Origin of the sequence: Saccharopolyspora thermophila, from assembly GCF_014646075.1 — a bacterium.
Lineage (GTDB): Bacteria > Actinomycetota > Actinomycetes > Mycobacteriales > Pseudonocardiaceae > Saccharopolyspora > Saccharopolyspora thermophila.
Genome location: NZ_BMMT01000005.1, coordinates 86,488 through 104,534, shown reverse-complemented (window position 1 = coordinate 104,534; position 18,047 = coordinate 86,488). Strand labels below are relative to the sequence as shown.

General features: G+C 67.9%; 20 protein-coding genes, 1 tRNA gene and 1 pseudogene. 13 read left to right on the top strand and 9 right to left on the bottom strand.

Going from position 1 to position 18,047, the window contains the following annotated elements; genetic code table 11:
* Positions 1-208: 208 nt before the first annotated feature.
* Together IEY17_RS25765 and msrA are read left to right on the top strand one after the other, a co-directional pair.
* Entirely contained in the window at positions 209-2,305 is a 2,097-nt protein-coding gene (locus tag IEY17_RS25765) for an acyltransferase family protein (RefSeq protein WP_188986973.1), read from the top strand.
* A gap of 21 nt (positions 2,306-2,326) precedes the next feature.
* Positions 2,327-3,001 (top strand): peptide-methionine (S)-S-oxide reductase MsrA, encoded by a 675-nt coding sequence (gene msrA / locus IEY17_RS09655; protein WP_188986972.1) that lies wholly within the window; start codon positions 2,327-2,329, stop codon positions 2,999-3,001.
* A gap of 417 nt (positions 3,002-3,418) precedes the next feature.
* Here the strand turns inward: msrA and IEY17_RS09650 are convergent, their stop codons facing one another.
* From IEY17_RS09650 to IEY17_RS09625, 6 genes are all read right to left on the bottom strand, one after another.
* Entirely contained in the window at positions 3,419-3,700 is a 282-nt protein-coding gene (locus IEY17_RS09650; RefSeq protein ID WP_188986971.1) for a hypothetical protein, read from the bottom strand.
* A gap of 323 nt (positions 3,701-4,023) precedes the next feature.
* Positions 4,024-4,698 (bottom strand): hypothetical protein, encoded by a 675-nt coding sequence (locus IEY17_RS09645; RefSeq protein ID WP_229679983.1) that lies wholly within the window; start codon positions 4,696-4,698, stop codon positions 4,024-4,026.
* A 25-nt stretch (positions 4,699-4,723) separates the two neighbouring features.
* Complete coding sequence (locus IEY17_RS09640) at positions 4,724-5,041, bottom strand: hypothetical protein (RefSeq protein WP_188986970.1); 318 nt, start codon at positions 5,039-5,041, stop codon at positions 4,724-4,726.
* Positions 5,038-5,343: a hypothetical protein gene (locus IEY17_RS09635; protein ID WP_188986969.1), complete on the bottom strand. Its 306-nt coding sequence runs from the start codon at positions 5,341-5,343 to the stop codon at positions 5,038-5,040. Before IEY17_RS09635 ends, IEY17_RS09640 begins: the two co-directional genes overlap by 4 nt.
* Positions 5,344-5,349: 6 nt before the next feature.
* On the bottom strand, positions 5,350-5,658 hold the full coding sequence (locus tag IEY17_RS09630; protein ID WP_188986968.1) for a YbaB/EbfC family nucleoid-associated protein: 309 nt from the start codon (positions 5,656-5,658) through the stop codon (positions 5,350-5,352).
* A 313-nt stretch (positions 5,659-5,971) separates the two neighbouring features.
* On the bottom strand, positions 5,972-6,526 hold the full coding sequence (locus IEY17_RS09625) for a TIGR03086 family metal-binding protein (protein ID WP_188986967.1): 555 nt from the start codon (positions 6,524-6,526) through the stop codon (positions 5,972-5,974).
* Between the two features lie 72 nt (positions 6,527-6,598).
* Between IEY17_RS09625 and IEY17_RS09620 the strand changes: the two genes are divergently transcribed.
* On the top strand, positions 6,599-6,835 hold the full coding sequence (locus tag IEY17_RS09620) for a dodecin (RefSeq protein WP_188986966.1): 237 nt from the start codon (positions 6,599-6,601) through the stop codon (positions 6,833-6,835).
* 84 nt (positions 6,836-6,919) lie between these two features.
* Here IEY17_RS09620 and IEY17_RS09615 read toward each other — a convergent pair.
* Both IEY17_RS09615 and IEY17_RS09610 read right to left on the bottom strand, forming a co-directional pair.
* Positions 6,920-6,992 (bottom strand) — tRNA-Gly (locus IEY17_RS09615).
* A gap of 73 nt (positions 6,993-7,065) precedes the next feature.
* A complete protein-coding gene (locus IEY17_RS09610) occupies positions 7,066-7,521 on the bottom strand; it encodes a PPOX class F420-dependent oxidoreductase (RefSeq protein WP_308423969.1) in 456 nt (151 codons plus the stop codon).
* A 70-nt stretch (positions 7,522-7,591) separates the two neighbouring features.
* Between IEY17_RS09610 and IEY17_RS09605 the strand changes: the two genes are divergently transcribed.
* From IEY17_RS09605 to IEY17_RS09560, 10 genes and pseudogenes are all read left to right on the top strand, one after another.
* Complete coding sequence (locus tag IEY17_RS09605) at positions 7,592-8,173, top strand: RNA polymerase sigma factor (protein WP_188986965.1); 582 nt, start codon at positions 7,592-7,594, stop codon at positions 8,171-8,173.
* Between the two features lie 182 nt (positions 8,174-8,355).
* On the top strand, positions 8,356-8,793 hold the full coding sequence (locus IEY17_RS09600) for a DUF983 domain-containing protein (RefSeq protein ID WP_188986964.1): 438 nt from the start codon (positions 8,356-8,358) through the stop codon (positions 8,791-8,793).
* A gap of 46 nt (positions 8,794-8,839) precedes the next feature.
* Entirely contained in the window at positions 8,840-9,691 is an 852-nt protein-coding gene (locus IEY17_RS09595) for an Fpg/Nei family DNA glycosylase (RefSeq protein ID WP_188986963.1), read from the top strand.
* Between the two features lie 164 nt (positions 9,692-9,855).
* Complete coding sequence (locus IEY17_RS09590) at positions 9,856-11,109, top strand: GAF domain-containing sensor histidine kinase (protein WP_188986962.1); 1,254 nt, start codon at positions 9,856-9,858, stop codon at positions 11,107-11,109.
* Between the two features lie 9 nt (positions 11,110-11,118).
* The gene (locus IEY17_RS09585) at positions 11,119-12,027 is read left to right on the top strand and encodes a S49 family peptidase (RefSeq protein ID WP_188986961.1); all 909 of its coding nucleotides are present in this window, start codon (positions 11,119-11,121) and stop codon (positions 12,025-12,027) included.
* Between the two features lie 289 nt (positions 12,028-12,316).
* Entirely contained in the window at positions 12,317-13,144 is an 828-nt protein-coding gene (locus IEY17_RS09580) for a LytR/AlgR family response regulator transcription factor (RefSeq protein WP_188986960.1), read from the top strand.
* 16 nt (positions 13,145-13,160) lie between these two features.
* On the top strand, positions 13,161-13,568 hold the full coding sequence (locus IEY17_RS09575; protein WP_188986959.1) for a hypothetical protein: 408 nt from the start codon (positions 13,161-13,163) through the stop codon (positions 13,566-13,568).
* Positions 13,569-13,594: 26 nt separating this feature from the next.
* Positions 13,595-15,343, top strand: a complete 1,749-nt coding sequence (locus tag IEY17_RS09570; protein WP_188986958.1) for a sodium/solute symporter — start codon at positions 13,595-13,597, stop codon at positions 15,341-15,343.
* 320 nt (positions 15,344-15,663) lie between these two features.
* Positions 15,664-15,966: pseudogene (locus IEY17_RS25305) on the top strand (DUF485 domain-containing protein); the annotation flags it as partial.
* Positions 15,967-16,145: 179 nt separating this feature from the next.
* Entirely contained in the window at positions 16,146-17,768 is a 1,623-nt protein-coding gene (locus IEY17_RS09560) for a solute symporter family protein (protein WP_229679982.1), read from the top strand.
* Here the strand turns inward: IEY17_RS09560 and IEY17_RS09555 are convergent, their stop codons facing one another.
* Positions 17,769-18,044, bottom strand: coding sequence for a hypothetical protein (locus IEY17_RS09555; RefSeq protein ID WP_188986957.1), 276 nt, complete (start codon positions 18,042-18,044; stop codon positions 17,769-17,771). It abuts the gene before it with no gap.
* Positions 18,045-18,047: the final 3 nt, after the last annotated feature.

Below are 18,047 nucleotides of genomic sequence, written 5' to 3'. Positions count from 1 at the left end.
CGGAATTAGCGAACGCCCCCATTTGCGATCGACCGCCATTCTGGCACCTGGCGGAGGCTCGGGGGTGCACCGGCCAGATAACGATCCGGCCGGTGCTCTGGTCGCCGCGGGCCGTCAGGCGGTAATGGGTCCACAACACTCCGGCACCGGGTTAGGCTACGCAGCGTTGACTTCTCCGGCGGGGGCATGACGGGGTGGGGTGATCTGGGTGGGTGACGCGCGGGTCGTCCACACCCGCCCGGAGTGGTTCGCCGAACCGCACCACGGGTTCGCATGGATCCGGATGATCGGTGCGATGCTGGTCATCTACGGGCACAGCTCGCCGCTGGTGGGCACGGGGGAGTTGTTCCCCCCGGAGTGGCCGGTGCAGCCCGACGAGGGCGTGCTCATGGGGTTCTTCGCGATGAGCGGCTTCCAGATCACGGAGAGCTGGATGCGCGACCCCCACCCGGCCCGGTTCGCCGCCAAGCGGGTGCTGCGGTTGTGGCCACCGATGCTCACCGTCTCGTTGGGCATGGCCCTGATCGTCGGGCCGATGGTGACCAAGCTGTCCGTCGGGGACTATTTCGCCGCGCACGGCACCTGGGGCTACATCGTCAACAACGCGGGCCTGCTGACGCTGAAGCACGAGCTGCCCGGCGTCTTCGAGGACAACCCGTGGCCGAACGCGGTGAACGGCTCGCTGTGGACGCTGCCGATGGAGCTGCTCGCCTACGGCGGGTTGTTCGTCCTCCTGCTGCTGGGCGCCGGGAAGCAGAAATACCGCTGGCTGACCGTGGTGGCGCTGGTCGGCCTGGTGGTGTGGGACCGGCACCTGGAGCAGCTGCCGGGTGCGGAGTCGGCGGGGTCGTTCCTGAGCGTGCCGATCGAGTCGTTGGTGGCGTTCCTGGTCGCCTTCGCCTTCGGCGTGGTGTTGAACCTGTACCGGATCCCGCTGTCGCCGCTGGCGGCGGGGGCGGGCATCGCGGTGCTGGCCCTGATGCCGAACAGCATCGCGGCGTCGTTCCTGATGACCTTCGTGGTCAGCTACGCGGTGGTGGTCGCGGGCCACTTCTGGCCGGCGCGGCTGACGGTGCCGGGCCTGTGGGTCAACGGCAGCTACGGCGTGTACGTGTGGGGGTTCCCGATCCAGCAGCTGCTGGCGATGGCGGGCATCGGCAACCAGTGGTTGATGCTGCTGTGCGCGGCGCCGCTGGCATACGTGATGGGCACACTCTCCTGGAAGTTCATCGAAGAACCCACGATGCGGCTGCGGCACTATGTGACCCCGGCGCCGAAGAAGCAGGAAGAGCCCGAGGAAAACCTCGACGAGCCCGACGACGTCGACGACCTCGACGAGCTCGATGAGCCCGACGACGCCCGCCGGGAGCCCGACGCCGAGGAAACAACCGTCCTTCCAGCAGTGGGCCGAAGCCCCCGTCGCCCCGCAGAGCCCGGCCCGACCGAGGACCAACGTCCACCGGCGAGACCGGCCCGCAGACCCCGTCCAGGACCGGCCTCGGACCAGTCCCGGGAGACGACGGTCAAACGAGTGCGCCCGGATCGGCGGACGACCTCGTCCGCCGACGCGGAAGCACGGCGCTCGGAGCCCACGCGCGTGCGACCTCGGCCGCCGGCGACCGCCGACGCCGAACCACGGCGTCGAGGTGCCGAGAGGAAGCTCACGGGGGACCTGGATCGGCTGGCGTCGGGGGGAACCCGGCATGCGAGCACACCGTCGGCGCGGATCCGTCCGGAACGTCCGGTGGCGTCGGACGAGCGGCGGCGCCGGGGCGCGGAGACGACGGCCTGGGTCGATCCGGAGCGGCTGGCGGCTTCGGGCGGGTCCCGGCGTCCAGGCGCGGAGACCCGGGTGCGCCCGGAAGCACCGGCGGCGTCAGTGCCCGACGCCGACACCGCGCGCCGTCCGGCCACGCCGCCGAGCGGCATGCCGAAGAAGCGCCCCGGTGCCCCGGACAACGGCACGCGCCGCGACGGGCCGGCCGACCGCGGCGACGGAGCCCGGGTGAACAGCGTCACGCAGGAGCAGCCCGGTTCCCGCCTCACCGGCCGCGCCCCCCTGCCTCCGGCGAGGCACCGAGCGGTGGACCTCCCGCCGGGTCGGCGCGCGGCCCCGGTGCCGGAGGACCGCGCGGCCCCGGTGCCGGAGGACTCGGTGCTGGCGAAGCGGCTGTCCCGTGATCTGGATGGCTCGCGGCCCCCGGCCCGCCGCGCGGGTGGTCGCCACGCGCGTCCGGAGCCGCCGGTACCGGAGGAGGACACCCGGCCGGCCCAGCGCCGTCCCAGCGGGCTGGATCGCCCGTGAGCGACGCGTACTCTCGGTGCTATGGCGCTCTTCGGTGACAAGACCAGGCTGATCGACGCGTCCGAGGCCCTGCCGGGCCGCGACACCCCGATGCCGGTGGCGGAGCGGCACACGGTGTTCCCGGACCGCCGGATCGTGCCACCGTTCCCCGACGGCCTGGCCACGGCCGTGGTGGGCATGGGCTGCTTCTGGGGCGCGGAGCGCGCGTTCTGGCGCACCGACGGCGTGTGGTCGACAGCGGTCGGCTACGCGGGGGGCTTCACCCCGAACCCCACGTACGAGGAGGTCTGCACGGGCCGCACCGGTCACGCGGAGGTGGTCCTGGTGGTCTTCGACCCGACCCGGATCACCTACCAGCAGGTCCTGAAGGTCTTCTGGGAGAACCACGACCCGACCCAGGGCATGCGCCAGGGCAACGACATCGGCACCCAGTACCGTTCGGCGATCTACTACCAGAACGAGAACGAGCGAGTGGAAGCCGAAGCCAGCCGGGAAGCCTTCCAACGCGCCCTGCACGCAGCAGGCCACGGCCAGATCACCACGGAAATCGCGCCTCTGAAGAGCTTCTACTATGCCGAGACCTACCACCAGCAGTACCTCTCGGACGCGAAGAACCCGAACGGCTACTGCCGCCTCAGCGGCACCGGCGTCACCTGCCCCATCGGCCTCAACGTGACGCCCGGCGAGCAGAGCTGAGTGCCGAGCTGCGGTACTGGGCCGCGACGTGCGGCCTGCCGAGAGGGTGCCGGGGTGGGGGCGCCGACCGACTCACCCGGGCTCGCTCGGAAACACGCGGACCAGGTTAGGCGTATCTGCTTGCCTTGTGGGCGAACAGGAACTCTGGCCACAGGACACCGCGCTCGTTCTCCAGGTAGTCGGCGTCCATGTCGCAGCCTCGGGGAACGTGAACAGATCACGCTGCTGATGCGCCCGCCGAAGATGTCTGACACGAACTTTTCCGAGAGGAGACCACATAGGTCTGGCAATGCCTTGTACCGATCGTTCTTGGGATCGAGGCCGGGGTTGCGGGCGCAACTGCTCATGGCGACGACGAGCATCGCTGCGGTCGCAACACTCCCCACAATCGCGGAAATCTTTTTCCTCATGTCGTCCTCACTTCGCCAGAAGGTGCTGGGTGACGTCGTTCGCTGCCTTGGTCAGAGCCGCTTGGATTGCTTCTCGCCCCATTCCGGTCGAACCTTGCTGTGACACGACAATGCCGTGGTAGCTCACGTCTGCTGTGACGTTTCCTTTCCGGAACTCGATGTACCCGTTCGCGTCGTTGAACTCGCCATAAGCCTCGTCGCCGATTCCGCTGATTGTTCCTTTGTTGGCCATGTCGCGGTTCCTGCGCATGGCGGAAAATGAGGCTTTGGCGATCTCGACGCCACTCATGTCATCCTGACTGGTCAGATTTTCGTGGAGGTAAAGCGTAATCTCCAATTTCTGCGCGAACGGTATTACCCCTTGCGGGGGAGGGTCGGGTGTTTCTTTGGGGCGGTACCACCAGTGGCAAGACTTGCTCCGCCTGCCGTCTGCTGAATCGCCCTGTGCGCCACTAACGATCTCTTGAAGGGTTTGCTGGCTGACCGTGCCGCAGACATCGGGTAGTGAGGTGAATGGATCTGGAGGGGCTGGCTGCGCGGTGCACGCCCCGAGCAGTGTGGTTGTGATCAAGACGCCAGGTAGCGCAGAACGAGAGTACTTCCGCATGCCCACTAATCCCTCTTTCGGACTTTCCAGCCCTCGGTGTCCACCGACGAGGATGGGATTGTCTCGGGAACTTTGAGGTTGGTGATTTCCATCTTGAGGTTTTGGCTGGCCTGTCGGTATTGTTGGATTACGGTGTTCGCTTCGGTGAGAACCTCGCCCACAATGGTGATGAAGGTGGCAATGGCGTCGGCGACCGGTTCGGCAACCCCAATGATGAACTCTTGGAAGCTCGCGATCACGCCACCTGTCGCCCGGATGATGGCGTCAGCGCAATCGATCAGGAACCCTATCGCCTGGTTGTACAGGTCGGTCATCGTGGAAGCAATGTCTTGAAGGTGCTCCTTCATCTTGCCGAACACGGTCGCCGCACCTGTGAAAACTTTTTCGAGGTGATCGATGTAAATTCCGAAGCTGTCGAATGCGGGGCCTTCCCAGTATGCTTTGAGGTCCGCTCTTGCGTTGGTGATCGAATCTATGGAGTCATCGATTGCTCGCTTTCCTTCGTCGCCCCATGCTTCTATGCGCGCAAGGATGTTCTCCGGATGGCCGAAAAGGTCTCGGATCATGTCTATGATCCCGGTTATGCCATCCATGCCGAGTTTCTTCGCGTACTCCAGAACCTTTTGAGCTTCGGCTTCAGGAAAGGGTTCAAGAGGAACCAGATTGATGGTCGCGGTCACGGCTTCCTCCTAACGAAGATCTGAACTACATGTTTGCCTTGAGGTAGCCGAACTTTTCATAGTACTCGGCGTCCCGGCTTTCGTAGTCATCGGCCACTGCCTTGAGGCTGTTCGCTGCCTTTTCGAGGACTTCTTGTCCCTTCTTGAGCCGCTGGAGTGCCTCGGCAAGCGCCGCGTTGTAATTTTTGGTGGCTGCTGAAAGTTCACCGAGAAGACCGAGGTCGTCATCGGACAATTCGTTGCCGGACAAAGCTTGGTATGCCCTGTCCCAGGCGTCTGCTGCCTCGAAAAGAAGCTTCACGTTGGCGCGCAGCGCCTGCGGTACGACGCTGTAATCGGTCATCGAAGATAGCCCTTCGGTTCCTTGGGTTCGCGAAGTCGGCGCGCTTCCTCCTCTCCGCGTTCGAGGGCGCGCATGACGGCGGTGGCCAGGCTTCGTCCGTTGGCGAAGGCGAGTTGGTCGGTGTTCAGTCGTACATCGACCAACTGGCCGTATGCCGTTAATATGAGCTGGCCAAGGTCGCTGTCCAGATCAATACTGATCTGCTTGCTGGCAAGCTGCTGTGTCTGTTGGACCGCTTCGTTGTAGCGATCTCTGGCATTCGCAAGTTCATTCTTGATCTGTTCTGATGGTAGCTTTTGCAAAGGTGTTCAGCTCCCAAAACCAGGCAGGGCTCTTAGTAGCCTTGCGTTGGAGTCCTCGATCGCCTGAGTGCGTGCTGCGTTGATCGCAGACGCGATCTTCGGACCGAGCGCAGTTGGATGGCCCGAGCGTAGTTCCCTGTCGGGTATCGACAGGTCGTGCAGCTTTCCCAGTCCATCCACGCGAGCGGATACAGCACGATCTTCCGACGTTGCCGTGAAATATCTCGTCGCTGCTTCTTCACGCAACGCGCGCATCCGCTCCCTTTTTTCGTTCAGGTCAGCGAGCATCGACTCGATATCTGGGACTTCCGTCACGACTGCTCCAAGATTTCGTTGCCAGCTTCGGCTAGTACCTATGGCAGACCGGGGGGCAGCGGTACCAGACGCTGCTCGCTGCCTTCCTACGGCGCGAGTCCTGCGTGGGAGCAGAGCGGGCCGAACATGCTTGCGTCGAATCCCAGCGCCCTGACAAGAACTCCCCCACTGCCGTCGTGATCTTCGCCGGTTGAGGATATCCAGCAGCCTTCTCGGCATGGGCAGATCGGCCTCGAACCACACGTCTCGAAACCGATCTCACCCAGATGGTCCAACGGCGCCACGGCGCCGGCGCAGCACAAGGCCCGGGGGGTCAGACCGATCGGCCGAGGAACGCCATGAGGCGGGTGGTGGGATCGGCGTCGGCCGGCGCGGGTTGTTCGGGACCGAAGGTGTTCGGGCTGCGCAGCCGCTCCGGCGGGAGCTGCCGGAGAAAACCGTCGATCCACGACACGACGTCGTCGGGAATGCGAACCTCCTGCCCGGTGGCCCGTCCAAGGTCCCACGAGTGCAGGAACAGGTCGAAAGTCGGGAAGGTCAACGCGAACGACAGCGGTTGCGCACCGAGCGCGGTTTCCCGAACGGCGTCCAGGTCCGCGTCGGCCACCTCGCTCCGAAAAACAGCGGCGGTCCGCTCCCACGCACCAACGGGATCGTCCCCGACGGAAACCGGTGAAAGCGACCCGCCCAGCGAACCACCGCGAATCGCGGAGACACCGATCTCCAGAACGCCGACCACGTGCCCGACGAGATCCCGAGCGTCCCACCCGGCACAGGGCGTGGCAACGCCCCACTGATCGCCGGGAACACCTCGAACAACGGAACCGAACAACTCAAGACCGCGCTCCGCGGCATTGTTGATCTGCATGAACCTCAGCGTAGTGCACCACCCCGACACCCCCGAGTTGCAAACCCCAACGGAACCCCCAACCATAAACCCATGTCGGACAACGTATACCGAGTTACAGAAGTGGTGGGCTCCTCGACAAAAGGAGTGGAGGACGCAATAAGAAAAGCAGTGGACAGAGCAGCCCAAACGCTGCGACACGTGGACTGGTTCGAGGTGACAGAAATAAGAGGCCACGTGGAGCACAACGAACTGTCCCACTACCAGGTGGGCCTGAAAATAGGCTTCCGGCTGGAAACCCAGGACGAGCGACCCACAACCACCCCCTGAGTGACCCACTCGAGCCAGCCCCCACCGCAGGGCACCCCAGAAACGACGAAGGAGCCGTGTGCGGTGCACACGGCTCCTGGTCCGAGCGGATGACGGGACTCGAACCCGCGACCCTCACCTTGGCAAGGTGATGCGCTACCAACTGCGCTACATCCGCATCTTTACCGCCCCGGTGGGCTGTTGGTGCCTACTCTAACCCATCGTTGCGGGGCGTTCGCACAGGGGGTCCCCTAACGAGTCGGGGAGTCCACCGCGCGGGTCGGGGTGATCCGCAGCAGCACCCGGTGCTCGTCCCGCATGGCCTGCCGGTAGGCGTTCCAGTCCTCGTGTTCGCCGGAGATGCCGCGGTAGTACTCCTCGAGCAGCGGCATGGCGTCCGGCAGTCCGACGATCTCCACGTCGCCTTCCACCTGGATCCAGCGGCCGAAGAACTGGTCGGGTAGGACACACAGCCAGGCGTGCGGGCGGCGGCGCAGGTTGCGCACTTTGGCGGAGCCAGCGACAGTGCTGACGGTGACGTGCCCGGCGCTGTCCGTGGTGACCAGCACCGGGGTCATCTGGGGGGTTCCATCGGACCGCAGCGTGCTCATGACGGCGCGGTGCTGCTTGCGGACGACGGCGAGGGCTTCGTCGAGATCCACGTCGACCTCCGGGTGCTGGGCCTGGGACCACCGCGGTCCGGGCACGTCCCACGGTATCGATGTCCGCTGGTGGCGCGCGCGGTGCGGCGTCCGGCGGCTGGGGGGAGACATGGGGATGAGCGAAGTCGTCGGTGGGGGGTTGTCGTCGGACGATCGGGTGTTGCTGGAGCGGCTGCGGGCCGGGGACGACCGCGCCTACGGCGACCTGTACCGGCGGCACGCGCCCGCGGTGCGGCGGTTCGCGTTGAGCATGCCGCGGCCGGGCATCGACGTGGATGACGTGGTGGCCGAGGTGTTCATGCGGGTGTTGCGCGCGGTCCGCACCGGGCATGGGCCGCGGGACGCGATCCGCACCTACCTGCTCACGGTGGTGCGGCGGGTGCTCGGGGAGTGGGCGGCTGCCCGGCGGGACGAGTTGATGAACTCCGAACAGCTCGGCGAGTACGCCCCGCGGCAGCGGGACCACCAGGCGGTGCAGGCGGAGGGCGAGTTGCTGGCCCGCGCGTTCCACCGGTTGCCCGCTCGGTGGCGGGAGGTGCTGTGGGCCACGGAAGTGGAGGGGCACCGCCCGGCCAGCATCGCCGGCCAGCTGGGGTTGACGCCGAACGCGACCGCGGTGCTGGCACACCGCGCGCGGCGTGGCCTGCGGGAGGCGTACCGGCAGGCGGCGGACTCCCCGTGTGTGCGGCGGTCATGACGGCTGGCCCGATCGCTCGCCTTGATCGACAATGGTCGCGCGAAACGAGCCTGCGGGGCGCGGACTGTCACCCGTCAGGCTCATGACGCGCGCGGTACCGTTGCTTCACGCTCGGTGACCGACGGTGTCGAGTGGCGAGACATGTGGCGAGGCGACCAGCCCGGGTGGGCGGGGAGGCGACGATGAACCGGGTGGTGCGGGGCTCCGACGGCCGCGAGTGGACCATCAGGGCGGACCTGGAGTGGTCCAACCCGATTTCGGCGGACGAGTTCGAGCACGACGTGAACGGGGGGTCGGCGCCCGCGTTCCTGATGGGCGCGGTGTTCGTGTTCCTGGTTGTGATGTTCGTGGTGTGGACGCCCGCCGAGGTGGTGGTGCCAGGCTGGCTGGTCCTGCTGCTGGTGGCGGCGGTGCTGTTCTTCCCGGTGCGCTGGGTGCTGCGGCGGCCGTGGACGATCACCGCGGCGACGCCCGGCGACCAGGACGAGCACCCGCCGGAGACCTGGGTGGGGGTCGTGCGCGGGTTCGTCAGCGTGCGCCAGGAGATGTCCAAGGTGGCGCGGCACATCGAGTTGTACGCGGAGCCGGACATGAACGGCGGCCTGCAGCCGGTGGAGTGAGTTTGCGCCGGCCCGGTGTGTCGGGCTCGTACGGCACACTGGGGTGGTGCCGGAACTCCCCGAGGTGGAGGCGTTGGCCCAGCACCTCCGCGACCACGCCGTGGGCCGCACCGTGGCCCGCGTCGACGTGGCGTCCATGAGCGTGTTGAAGACCGCGAGCCCGCCATGGACGGAGCTGCATGGTCGGCCGGTCACCGGTGCGGTGCGCCGCGGGAAGTTCCTGGATCTGGACTGCGACGGGCTGCACCTGGTGTGCCACCTGGCCCGGGCCGGGTGGTTGCGGTGGGTGGACGAGTTGTCGCCGGTGCCGCCGAAGCCGGGACGGGGGCCGATTGCGTTGCGGGTGCATCTGGGTGGTCCGGGTTTCGACCTGACCGAGGCCGGGACGCAGAAGAAGCTCGCGGTGTGGGTGGTTTCCGCACCCGACGAGGTGCCGGGGATCGCGAGGCTGGGGCCGGACGCGGTGGACGTGGACCGGGACGCGTTGGCCACCATCCTGGCCGGGCGGTCGGAGCGGATCAAGACGCTGCTCACCGACCAGTCGGCGCTGGCCGGGATCGGCAATGCCTATTCCGACGAGATCCTGCACGCCGCGAAGGTGTCGCCGTTCGCGACGGCGGGTCGGCTCGACGATGCTGCGGTCGAGCGGTTGCACGCGAGCATGCGGGAGATCCTGCGGGATGCCGTGCAGCGGGCGCTGCGGCAGGACGCGGCCCGGTTGAAGGCGGAGAAGCGGTCGGGGCTGCGGGTGCACGGGCGTACCGGGTTGCCGTGCCCGGTGTGCGGTGACGTGGTGCGTGAGGTGTCGTTCGCGGATCGCTCGATGCAGTACTGCGCGACGTGCCAGACCGGGGGCAGACCGCTCGCCGATCGGCGGCTGTCCCGCCTGCTCAAGTGAGTTGTCCACAACCTGTGGACAACTCGGTCGGTTGTGCACGGTGCCGCTGGTCGAGCCGCGTATTTTCGCTGGACGGAAGGGCGAGGTGCCGCTCACCGACGGAAACTGTGCACTGAGCGTAGTCGCCTTGATTCCCCGCGTTGTGGTAGTTGAAGATTGATGTTGTGCCGGAGCTGTTGACAGAGCGGACCGTGCTGACCACCTTCGCCGCGATCGCCGTGCTCGGGATGTTCGTGCTGCTGTGCCGCGCCCGCCGGGTCAGCACCTCTGTGGAGGACGCCACGCTGGCGGCTCTGCACCGGGTCACGAGCGCCGCCCCCTACCTGCGGCAGGGCATGACCCAGGAGTCCGCCGACAAGACCGCGCCGCACCTGCGGGAACTGCTGGCCTGCGTGGCCGTCGGCATCATCGACGCCGATGGCACCCTACTCAGCTGGGACGGCGAAGCCAACCACCACTACGCGGACCTGCGGACCAAGATCGAGCAGGTGCTGCGCACCGGCAAACGCGAGTTCCTCGACCACGGCGACGTGACCTGCGACCAGCGGCCATGCCCGATGCGGCACGCGGTCGTCGTCCCGCTGGAGGTCGAGGGCGAGAACCGCGGCGCCCTGGCGGTGATCGCGGCCGGCGACCGCAAGCGGCTGCTGCGGGCCGCCGCCGAGGTCGCCAACCACGTGTCCACCCAGCTGGAGCTGGCCGAGCTGCAGGAGTCCAAGGAGCGGCTGGCCAAGGCGGAGGTCCGGGCGCTGCGGGCGCAGATCTCCCCGCACTTCATCTACAACGCGCTGAACACCATCGGCTCGCTCATCCGCACCGACCCGGAGCACGCGCGGGACCTGCTGCAGGAGTTCGCCGACTTCACCCGCTACTCGTTCCGCACCAGCGGCCTCTACACCACGCTGGCCGACGAGATCCGCAACATCGACCGATACCTGACGCTGGAGCGGGCCCGGTTCGGCCCGGACCGGCTGAAGGTGCAGCTCAAGATCGCGCCCGAGGTGCTGCCGGTGGTGGTGCCGTTCCTGGCGCTGCAGCCGCTGGTGGAGAACGCGGTCCGGCACGGGTTGGCGAACAAGCCCGGCGGCGGCACGGTCACGGTGATCGCCGAGGACCGCGGCACGGAGGCGTTGATCAGCGTCGACGACGACGGCATCGGGATGGACCCGGAGCGGCTCGACGCGGAGCTGACCAACGCGCACCTCACCGGTGCCCACGTGGGCCTGGGCAACATCAACAACCGGATGCGGGCCACCTTCGGCAACGACTACGGGCTGGTCGTGGAGACCGAGAAGGGGGCGGGCATGAAGGTCATCATGCGGGTTCCCAAGTTCGCGCCGGGCGTGCGGCCGGTGCCGCCGCAGTCGATCGACGAGCCGGGGGTCGGGCTGGCGGCCGAGCCGCAGCCGAGCCGGTAACGTCGTGGCATGGACGAGAAGGCGCCACAGAAGTTCACCGACCTGTTGACCGGGAAGCTGTCCGCGAAGCTGCCCGGCAAGCTGGCCGAGCGTGCCGAGCGCGGGCCGGTGGTGGCCGTGGTCAAGCTGCACGGCGTCATCACCCCGACGCCGTCGCCGATGACCCGGCCGATGATCTCGCTGCAGACCGTGGAAACCGCGCTGACGCGCGCCTTCGGGCACGACCGGCTGAGCGCCGTGGCGCTGTCGATCAACTCCCCGGGCGGCGCCGCGACCCAGTCGGCGCTGGTGGCCGACCGGATCCGCGGCCTGGCCGAGGAGAAGCAGGTGCCGGTGCTGGCGTTCTGCGAGGATGTCGCGGCCTCCGGCGGCTACTGGCTGGCGTGCGCGGCGGACGAGATCTACGCGCACCCGACGTCGATGGTCGGGTCCGTGGGCGTGGTCAGCGCGAGCTTCGGGCTGGACGGCCTGCTGGCGAAGATCGGCGTGGAGCGCCGGGTGCACGCCGCCGGTGAGCACAAGGTCCGGCTGGACCCGTTCCGCCCGGAGAAGGAGGAGGACGTGCGGTGGTTGCGGGGCCTGCAGGACGAGCTGCACGAGCAGTTCCGCGAGTGGGTGCGCAAGCGCCGCGGTTCCCGGCTGAACGGCTCGGACGAGGAGCTGTTCTCCGGCGAGGTGTGGACGGGCGCGAAAGCCGAGTCCCTGGGTCTGGTCGACGGCCTGGGCACGCTGCGCGAGGTGGTGAAGCGTAAGTTCCCGGACGCGCACCTGACGACGGTGGAGTCGCGCAAGCCGTTGCTGGCGCGGCTGGGCGTCGCGTCGTCGGTGCGGTTCGGCCGCGGTGCCGTGGCTGATGGAGTGCTCTCCGCGGTGGAGGCGTTGGAGCACCGCGCCCTGTGGAACCGGTTCGGGCTCTGACCGAGCGGACCGTAACCGGCGTGTTCGGGGCTGCGTGGATCACGTCGGGTTCGCGTCACTCATTCGGCCGCGACTTGATCGGCCGTTTGGACGAAAAATCGATCCATTGAGCCGGATTCTGCGCCTCGCACCCCCTGCTGTCCTGCGCGTTCCGTGAACAACTAGTTTTGTTGGCGGGCGTGACTGATATCTCACTTGTTGGACTGGACGCGGCGCTGCGCCCCGGCGGGTGGGAGGTACGCCCGCTCATGGACGGTGCGCGGTGGGCGCGGCAGGATGTGGCGATGCTGTGAGTACGCGAGAGAGTTCCGGGGGGCTCGTCGTCCTGGCCGTCGACGACGAGATGGCCGGGCTGGACGAGATGAAGTACCTGCTCGGCAACAACCCGAGGGTCGGGCGGGTGCTGACCGCCTTCGACGCGGCCGAGGCACTGCGGTTGCTGCGCAGCGATGATCCGGAGCTGATCGGCCGCCGGGACCAGGATGAGTCCATTGTGGACGCCGTGTTTGCGGACGTGTCCATGCCGGGGCTCAGCGGGATGGAACTGGCCCGGGTGCTCACCGCCTTCCGCAACCCGCCGGCCCTGGTGTTCATCACCGGGCACGAGGAGAACGCGCTGGAGGCATTCGAGGTCGGGGCGCTGGACTACATCATGAAGCCCGCCAACGCCGAACGGGTCGACCGGGCGCTGCGCACCATCGAGAAGAACAAGCTCCAGGCGGCGAAGGGTGCCCGTGCGATCGAGGCCGCCCCGGACGACGACGAGGTCATCCCGGTGGAACTGGCCGGAACGACCAAGATGATCCCGCGCAAACACGTGCGCTGGGTGGAGGCGCAGGGCGACTACGCGCGCCTGCACACCACCGACGGCTCGCACCTGGTGCGAATCCCCCTGGCGCAGTTGGAAGAACGCTGGGCCGAGGCCGGATTCCTGCGGATCCACCGCTCGTATCTGGTGTCGCTGCCGCTGGTCACCGAGCTGCGCATGTCATCGTCAGGCTACTCCGTGGTGCTCGGCGGCGGTCCGCCGAAGGAACTCCCGGTCAGCCGGCGGCACACCCGCGAGCTCAAGGACCGGCTGGTGCGCGCGCCGCGGCAGAACTGGGGCTCGTCGTGACCCGCGGTCCAGGCACATGAGCGGCGACCACGGCTTCGACATCCGCGCCAGACTCGGGGAGACCACCCCCCGACCGCGGCGCAAGCGGGTCGTGCTCGCCGACCGCCGGACCCGGCAGGTCGCCCGCACCATCATGGAACTGGAGGAGCAGACCAGCGTCGGCGAGGTGCTGGTCAAGCACCTGGTGAAGGTCCAGCTGCGCAGCGCCCTGCTGCTGGCCGGGCTGGTCATCGTGGCGCTATTCGGCCTACCCGTACTGTTCTGGGTGATGCCGGGGCTCGGTGACGTCCAGGTGCTGGGCATCCGGTTGCCGTGGCTGCTGCTGGGCGTGCTGGCCTACCCGTTCCTGCTGCTGGTGGGGTATCTGTGCATGCGCAGCGCGGAGCGGCACGAGCGCGACTTCATCCACATGGTGGAGCAGTAGTGGACAACGGACGCTAGGTCGGTGCGATGGTCTCGAACGCCTGGTCCCTGTTCGGTGTCGTGCTGATCGTCCTCGCGACCTTCGCGATCGGGATCTGGGGTTCCCGGTCGGCGCACACCACCTCGGACTTCACCGCCGCGCGGAAGCTGGTGCGCGAGGAGCGCAACGCCGCGGCGATCTCGGGAGAGTTTCTGTCGGCGGCCTCGTTCCTCGGCGTCGCGGGCCTGGTGCTCAAGGAGGGCGTGGACGCGCTGTGGTACCCGATCGGCTTCGCGGCCGGGTACCTGGCGCTGATGCTGTTCGTCGCCGCGCCGATGCGCCGCTCCGGCGCCTACACGCTGCCGGACTTCGCCGAGGCGCGGCTGGATTCGCTGCGGCTGCGCTGGTTGTGCACCGTGCTGGTGGTGGTGATCGGCCTGCTGTACCTGGTGCCGCAGTTGCAGGTGGCCGGGCTGACGCTGGCGGCGATCGTGGGTTTTCCGTACCAGGTGGGCGTTCTCGCGGTGGCGGTGATGGTGCTGACCTGCGTGGCCACCGGGGCGCTGCGGGCGGTCACCCTGGTGCAGGCGTTCCAGTACTGGGTGGAGCTGTTCGCGATCACGGTGCCGGCCTTCGCGCTGTTCCTGGTGTTCCTGGGCGGGGACCGGCAGCCGGGGCTGGACCAGCCGCTGCCGCCGGTGTTCCAGCGGGACACCATGGTGCGCATCGACACCGACGTGCGGTTGCGGGTCACCGCACCGGTGTGGCTGACCGAGGGCGGGGACACGGTGTACCTGCAGCCGGGCGAGTACTCGATGCGTGAGGGCACCGAGCTGCGCTTCCCGGCCGGCGCGGCGGTCCCGGTCGTGGTGGACGCCGAACCGGACAACGCCAGCTGGCTGCGGCCCGGCAACGACGGGATCTCCGGCCTGCTGGAGACGTACTCGGTGCTGGTCGCCACCTTCCTGGGCACGATGGGCCTGCCGCACGTGCTGGCCCGCTTCTACACCAACCCGAGCGGCACCGGCGCCCGCCGGACCACGTTCTACGTGCTGGCGATGCTCGGTGCGTTCTATCTGTTCCCGACGATCTTCGGGCTGCTTTCCCGGCTGTTCGTGCCGCAGCTGCTGGTCACCGGTGAGGCCGACGCGGCGGTCCTGCTGCTGCCGCACGCGATGCTGGGTAACTGGGTGGGGGGCCTGCTGGCGGCGATCACCGCCGCGGGGGCTTTCGCGGCGTTTCTGTCCACGTCGTCCGGGCTGGTGATCAGCGTGGCGGGCGTGCTGTCGTCGCGGGATGCGCTGGGCGGCTGGACGCTGGACTTCCGGCTGCTGGCGGTGCTGGCCTGCCTCGTCCCGGCGCTGCTGGCGTTGCCCACGGAGAATTACGACGTGACGCGCAGCGTGGGGTTGGCGTTCGCGATGTCCGCGTCCACGTTCTGCCCGGTGCTGGTGCTGGGCATCTGGTGGCGCGGGCTCACCGCCGCGGGCGCGGCCTGCGGCATGGTGGTGGGCGGCAGCCTGGTGCTGGTCGCGGTGGTGGTGACGCACGTGGCCGGGGATGCGGGCACCTGGTGGGCAACGCTGGCCGGGCAGCCCGCGCTGGTGACGGTGCCGATCGCGTTCGCGGTGACGTACGTGGTGAGCCTGGCGACCAAGGCCCGGGTGCCCGCCGGGGTGGGGCGCGTGATGCTGCGGTTGCACGCGCCCGATCGGCTCGGGTTCCTGGACACGCGGCTGTCGGCGAGCGCGCCGGAGCAGCGGCCGACCCGAGGCCGCCACGAGCGCCGGACGTGAGCGAGCGCCGGATATTTTGACGCAATCGTGTTGATCCCGAAATACGATCGATCAACACGACGTTTGGCGTGCGCCGTCCAATAGGACGAACGAGTGAAAAGCTGCGAAATTGGTGCAATTCGATGCCAACAGTTGGATTTTCAGCTTCACTCGATCGTTAGCTTGCGTACTCCCAACGGGCCTTCACAGCTGTCGTTGAAATACGTAGCGTTCCCGCGTTGAACTGGTCAGCGGGCTCCCGTCCGGTCACCCGGGGCGGAGCCTTGTGTTGTGGGAGGAGAGCCGTGAGCGCCACGGACCACAGCAGGTCCGGGTCCGGTATGGACGCCGAAACCTGGGCCGCAGCGCAGAGCAGCCCCGAATTCGCCGCCCTGCGGCGCAAACTGCGCACCTTCGTCTTCCCGGTCTCGGCACTGTTCCTGGCCTGGTACCTGGTCTACGTGCTGCTCGCCGACTACGCGCACGGCTTCATGAGCACCAAGCTGGTCGGCAACATCAACGTCGGCCTGATGCTGGGCCTGCTGCAGTTCGTGTCCACGTTCGCCATCACCACCTGGTACGTGCGGTACGCGAATCGGAACCTCGACCCGGTCGCCGAGCAGATCAGGGGCACCGTCGAGGGCTCCTCTGTCGACGGCCCGGCCGAGACCGCCGACGCCGCCGAGAAGAACCCGGCTGACGCCGACGCGGCCGAGGAGAAGGCGGCTGACGCCGACGCCGCCGAGAAGGACGCCGCCGAGCACGTCACCGAGAAGGACGAGGCCGACGCGGCCAAGCAGAACGTGGTCGAGGGAGGCACGAAGTGATCGCCGCACTGTCCCCGCTCGCCCAGGCGCAGGGCGACACCTCCGACAACGCGCTGCTGAACATCGGGATCTTCGCGCTGTTCGTCGCGGTCACCCTGGTCATCGTCTTCCGGGCGAGCCGCAACACCAGGACCGCGTCGGACTACTACGCGGCCGGGCACGCGTTCACCGGCCCGCAGAACGGTGTCGCGATCGCCGGTGACTACCTGTCGGCCGCCTCGTTCCTCGGCATCGCCGGGGCCATCGCGGTCTACGGCTACGACGGGTTCCTGTACTCGATCGGCTTCCTGGTCGCCTGGCTGGTGGCGCTGCTGCTGGTCGCGGAACTGCTGCGCAACACCGGCAAGTACACGCTGGGCGACGTGCTCAGCTTCCGGATGAAGGAACGGCCGGTGCGCACCGCCGCGTCGCTGTCCACCCTGGCGGTGACGTTCTTCTACCTGCTGGCGCAGATGGCCGGTGCCGGTGGTCTGGTCGCGCTACTGCTGGGTATCACCAGCAAGGCCGGGCAGGCCGTGGTGATCGCCGTCGTCGGTGCGCTGATGATCCTGTACGTGCTGGTCGGCGGCATGCGCGGCACCACGTGGGTGCAGATCATCAAGGCCACGCTGCTCATCGCCGGCGCCTTCGTGATGACGGTGTGGGTGCTGGGCCGGTACGGCTTCAACCTGTCCGGGCTGCTCGGCTCGGCGGCCGAGATCGCCGGTGAGAAGGTGCTCAACCCGGGCGCCCAGTACGGCAAGACCGGCATCACCCAGCTGGACTTCGTCTCGCTCGGCATCGCGCTGGTGCTCGGCACCGCCGGTCTGCCGCACGTGCTGATGCGGTTCTACACCGTGCCCACCGCCAAGGAGGCCCGTCGCTCGGTGGTCTGGGCGATCTGGCTGATCGGCCTGTTCTACCTGTTCACGCTGGTCCTGGGCTACGGCGCTGGGGCGCTGGTCGGGCCGGATGTGATCAAGAAGGCCCCGGGCGGGGTGAACTCGGCGGCGCCGCTGCTGGCGCTGGAGCTCGGCGGCCCGCTGCTGCTCGGCTTCATCTCCGCGGTGGCGTTCGCGACGATCCTCGCGGTCGTCGCCGGGCTGACCATCACCGCGTCGGCCTCCTTCGCGCACGACATCTACGCCAACGTGGTCAAGAAGGGCGCGGTCGACGACAAGGCCCAGGAGGTTCGGGTCGCCCGGATCACCGCGGTGGTCATCGGCGTGGTGTCGATCCTCGGCGGCATCGCGGCCAACGGGCAGAACGTGGCGTTCCTGGTGGCGCTGGCCTTCGCCGTCGCCGCCTCGGCGAACCTGCCGACGCTGCTGTACTCGCTGTTCTGGAAGCGGTTCAACACGACCGGCGCGCTGTGGAGCATCTACGGCGGTCTGGCGGTCACGATCGGCCTCATCGTGTTCTCGCCCGCGGTGTCCGGTAGCGACACCGCCATGTTCCCGTCGCTGGACTTCGCGTTCTTCCCGCTGAAGAACCCGGGGCTGGTGTCGATCCCGGTGTCGTTCCTGCTCGGCTACCTGGGCACGGTGCTGAGCAAGGAGCCGTTCAACGACGCGAAGTACGCCGAGATGGAGGTCCGGTCGCTGACCGGCGCCGGTGCGGAGAAGGCCGTCTCGCACTGATCACGTTCTCGTGGGTGACGGGCGCCCTGTCCGGCCGTGCGCCGGGCGGGGCGCCCTGTCGTGCACGGTGGGCAGCTCGGACTCGGTCGTGAAGTGCACCTCGAGCATGTCGCCGTCGACGTGCCGGACCGAAACGCGGTCCAGCAGGGCACGCACCCGGGGATCGTCCATCCGCACGAACCCGGCGAAGCGCGGCAGCCCGCCGTCGTGGCCGACGGTGGCCAGATGTCCCCACGGACTGCCGTTCGGCCAGCGGAGAATGGCTCGACATGACATGGG

Bases quoted from the DNA above. Each gene is read 5' to 3' on its own strand.
- IEY17_RS09620 (WP_188986966.1), top strand. From the start codon at position 6,599: ATGTCGGACAACGTATACCGAGTTACAGAAGTGGTGGGCTCCTCGACA.
- IEY17_RS09585 (WP_188986961.1), top strand. From the start codon at position 11,119: ATGGACGAGAAGGCGCCACAGAAGTTCACCGACCTGTTGACCGGGAAG.
- IEY17_RS09625 (WP_188986967.1), bottom strand. From the start codon at position 6,526: ATGCAGATCAACAATGCCGCGGAGCGCGGTCTTGAGTTGTTCGGTTCC.
- IEY17_RS09600 (WP_188986964.1), top strand. From the start codon at position 8,356: ATGAACCGGGTGGTGCGGGGCTCCGACGGCCGCGAGTGGACCATCAGG.
- IEY17_RS09650 (WP_188986971.1), bottom strand. From the start codon at position 3,700: ATGAGTGGCGTCGAGATCGCCAAAGCCTCATTTTCCGCCATGCGCAGG.
- IEY17_RS09605 (WP_188986965.1), top strand. From the start codon at position 7,592: ATGAGCGAAGTCGTCGGTGGGGGGTTGTCGTCGGACGATCGGGTGTTG.
- IEY17_RS09555 (WP_188986957.1), bottom strand. From the start codon at position 18,044: ATGTCATGTCGAGCCATTCTCCGCTGGCCGAACGGCAGTCCGTGGGGA.
- IEY17_RS09640 (WP_188986970.1), bottom strand. From the start codon at position 5,041: ATGACCGATTACAGCGTCGTACCGCAGGCGCTGCGCGCCAACGTGAAG.
- IEY17_RS09570 (WP_188986958.1), top strand. From the start codon at position 13,595: ATGGTCTCGAACGCCTGGTCCCTGTTCGGTGTCGTGCTGATCGTCCTC.
- IEY17_RS09575 (WP_188986959.1), top strand. From the start codon at position 13,161: ATGAGCGGCGACCACGGCTTCGACATCCGCGCCAGACTCGGGGAGACC.
- msrA (WP_188986972.1), top strand. From the start codon at position 2,327: ATGGCGCTCTTCGGTGACAAGACCAGGCTGATCGACGCGTCCGAGGCC.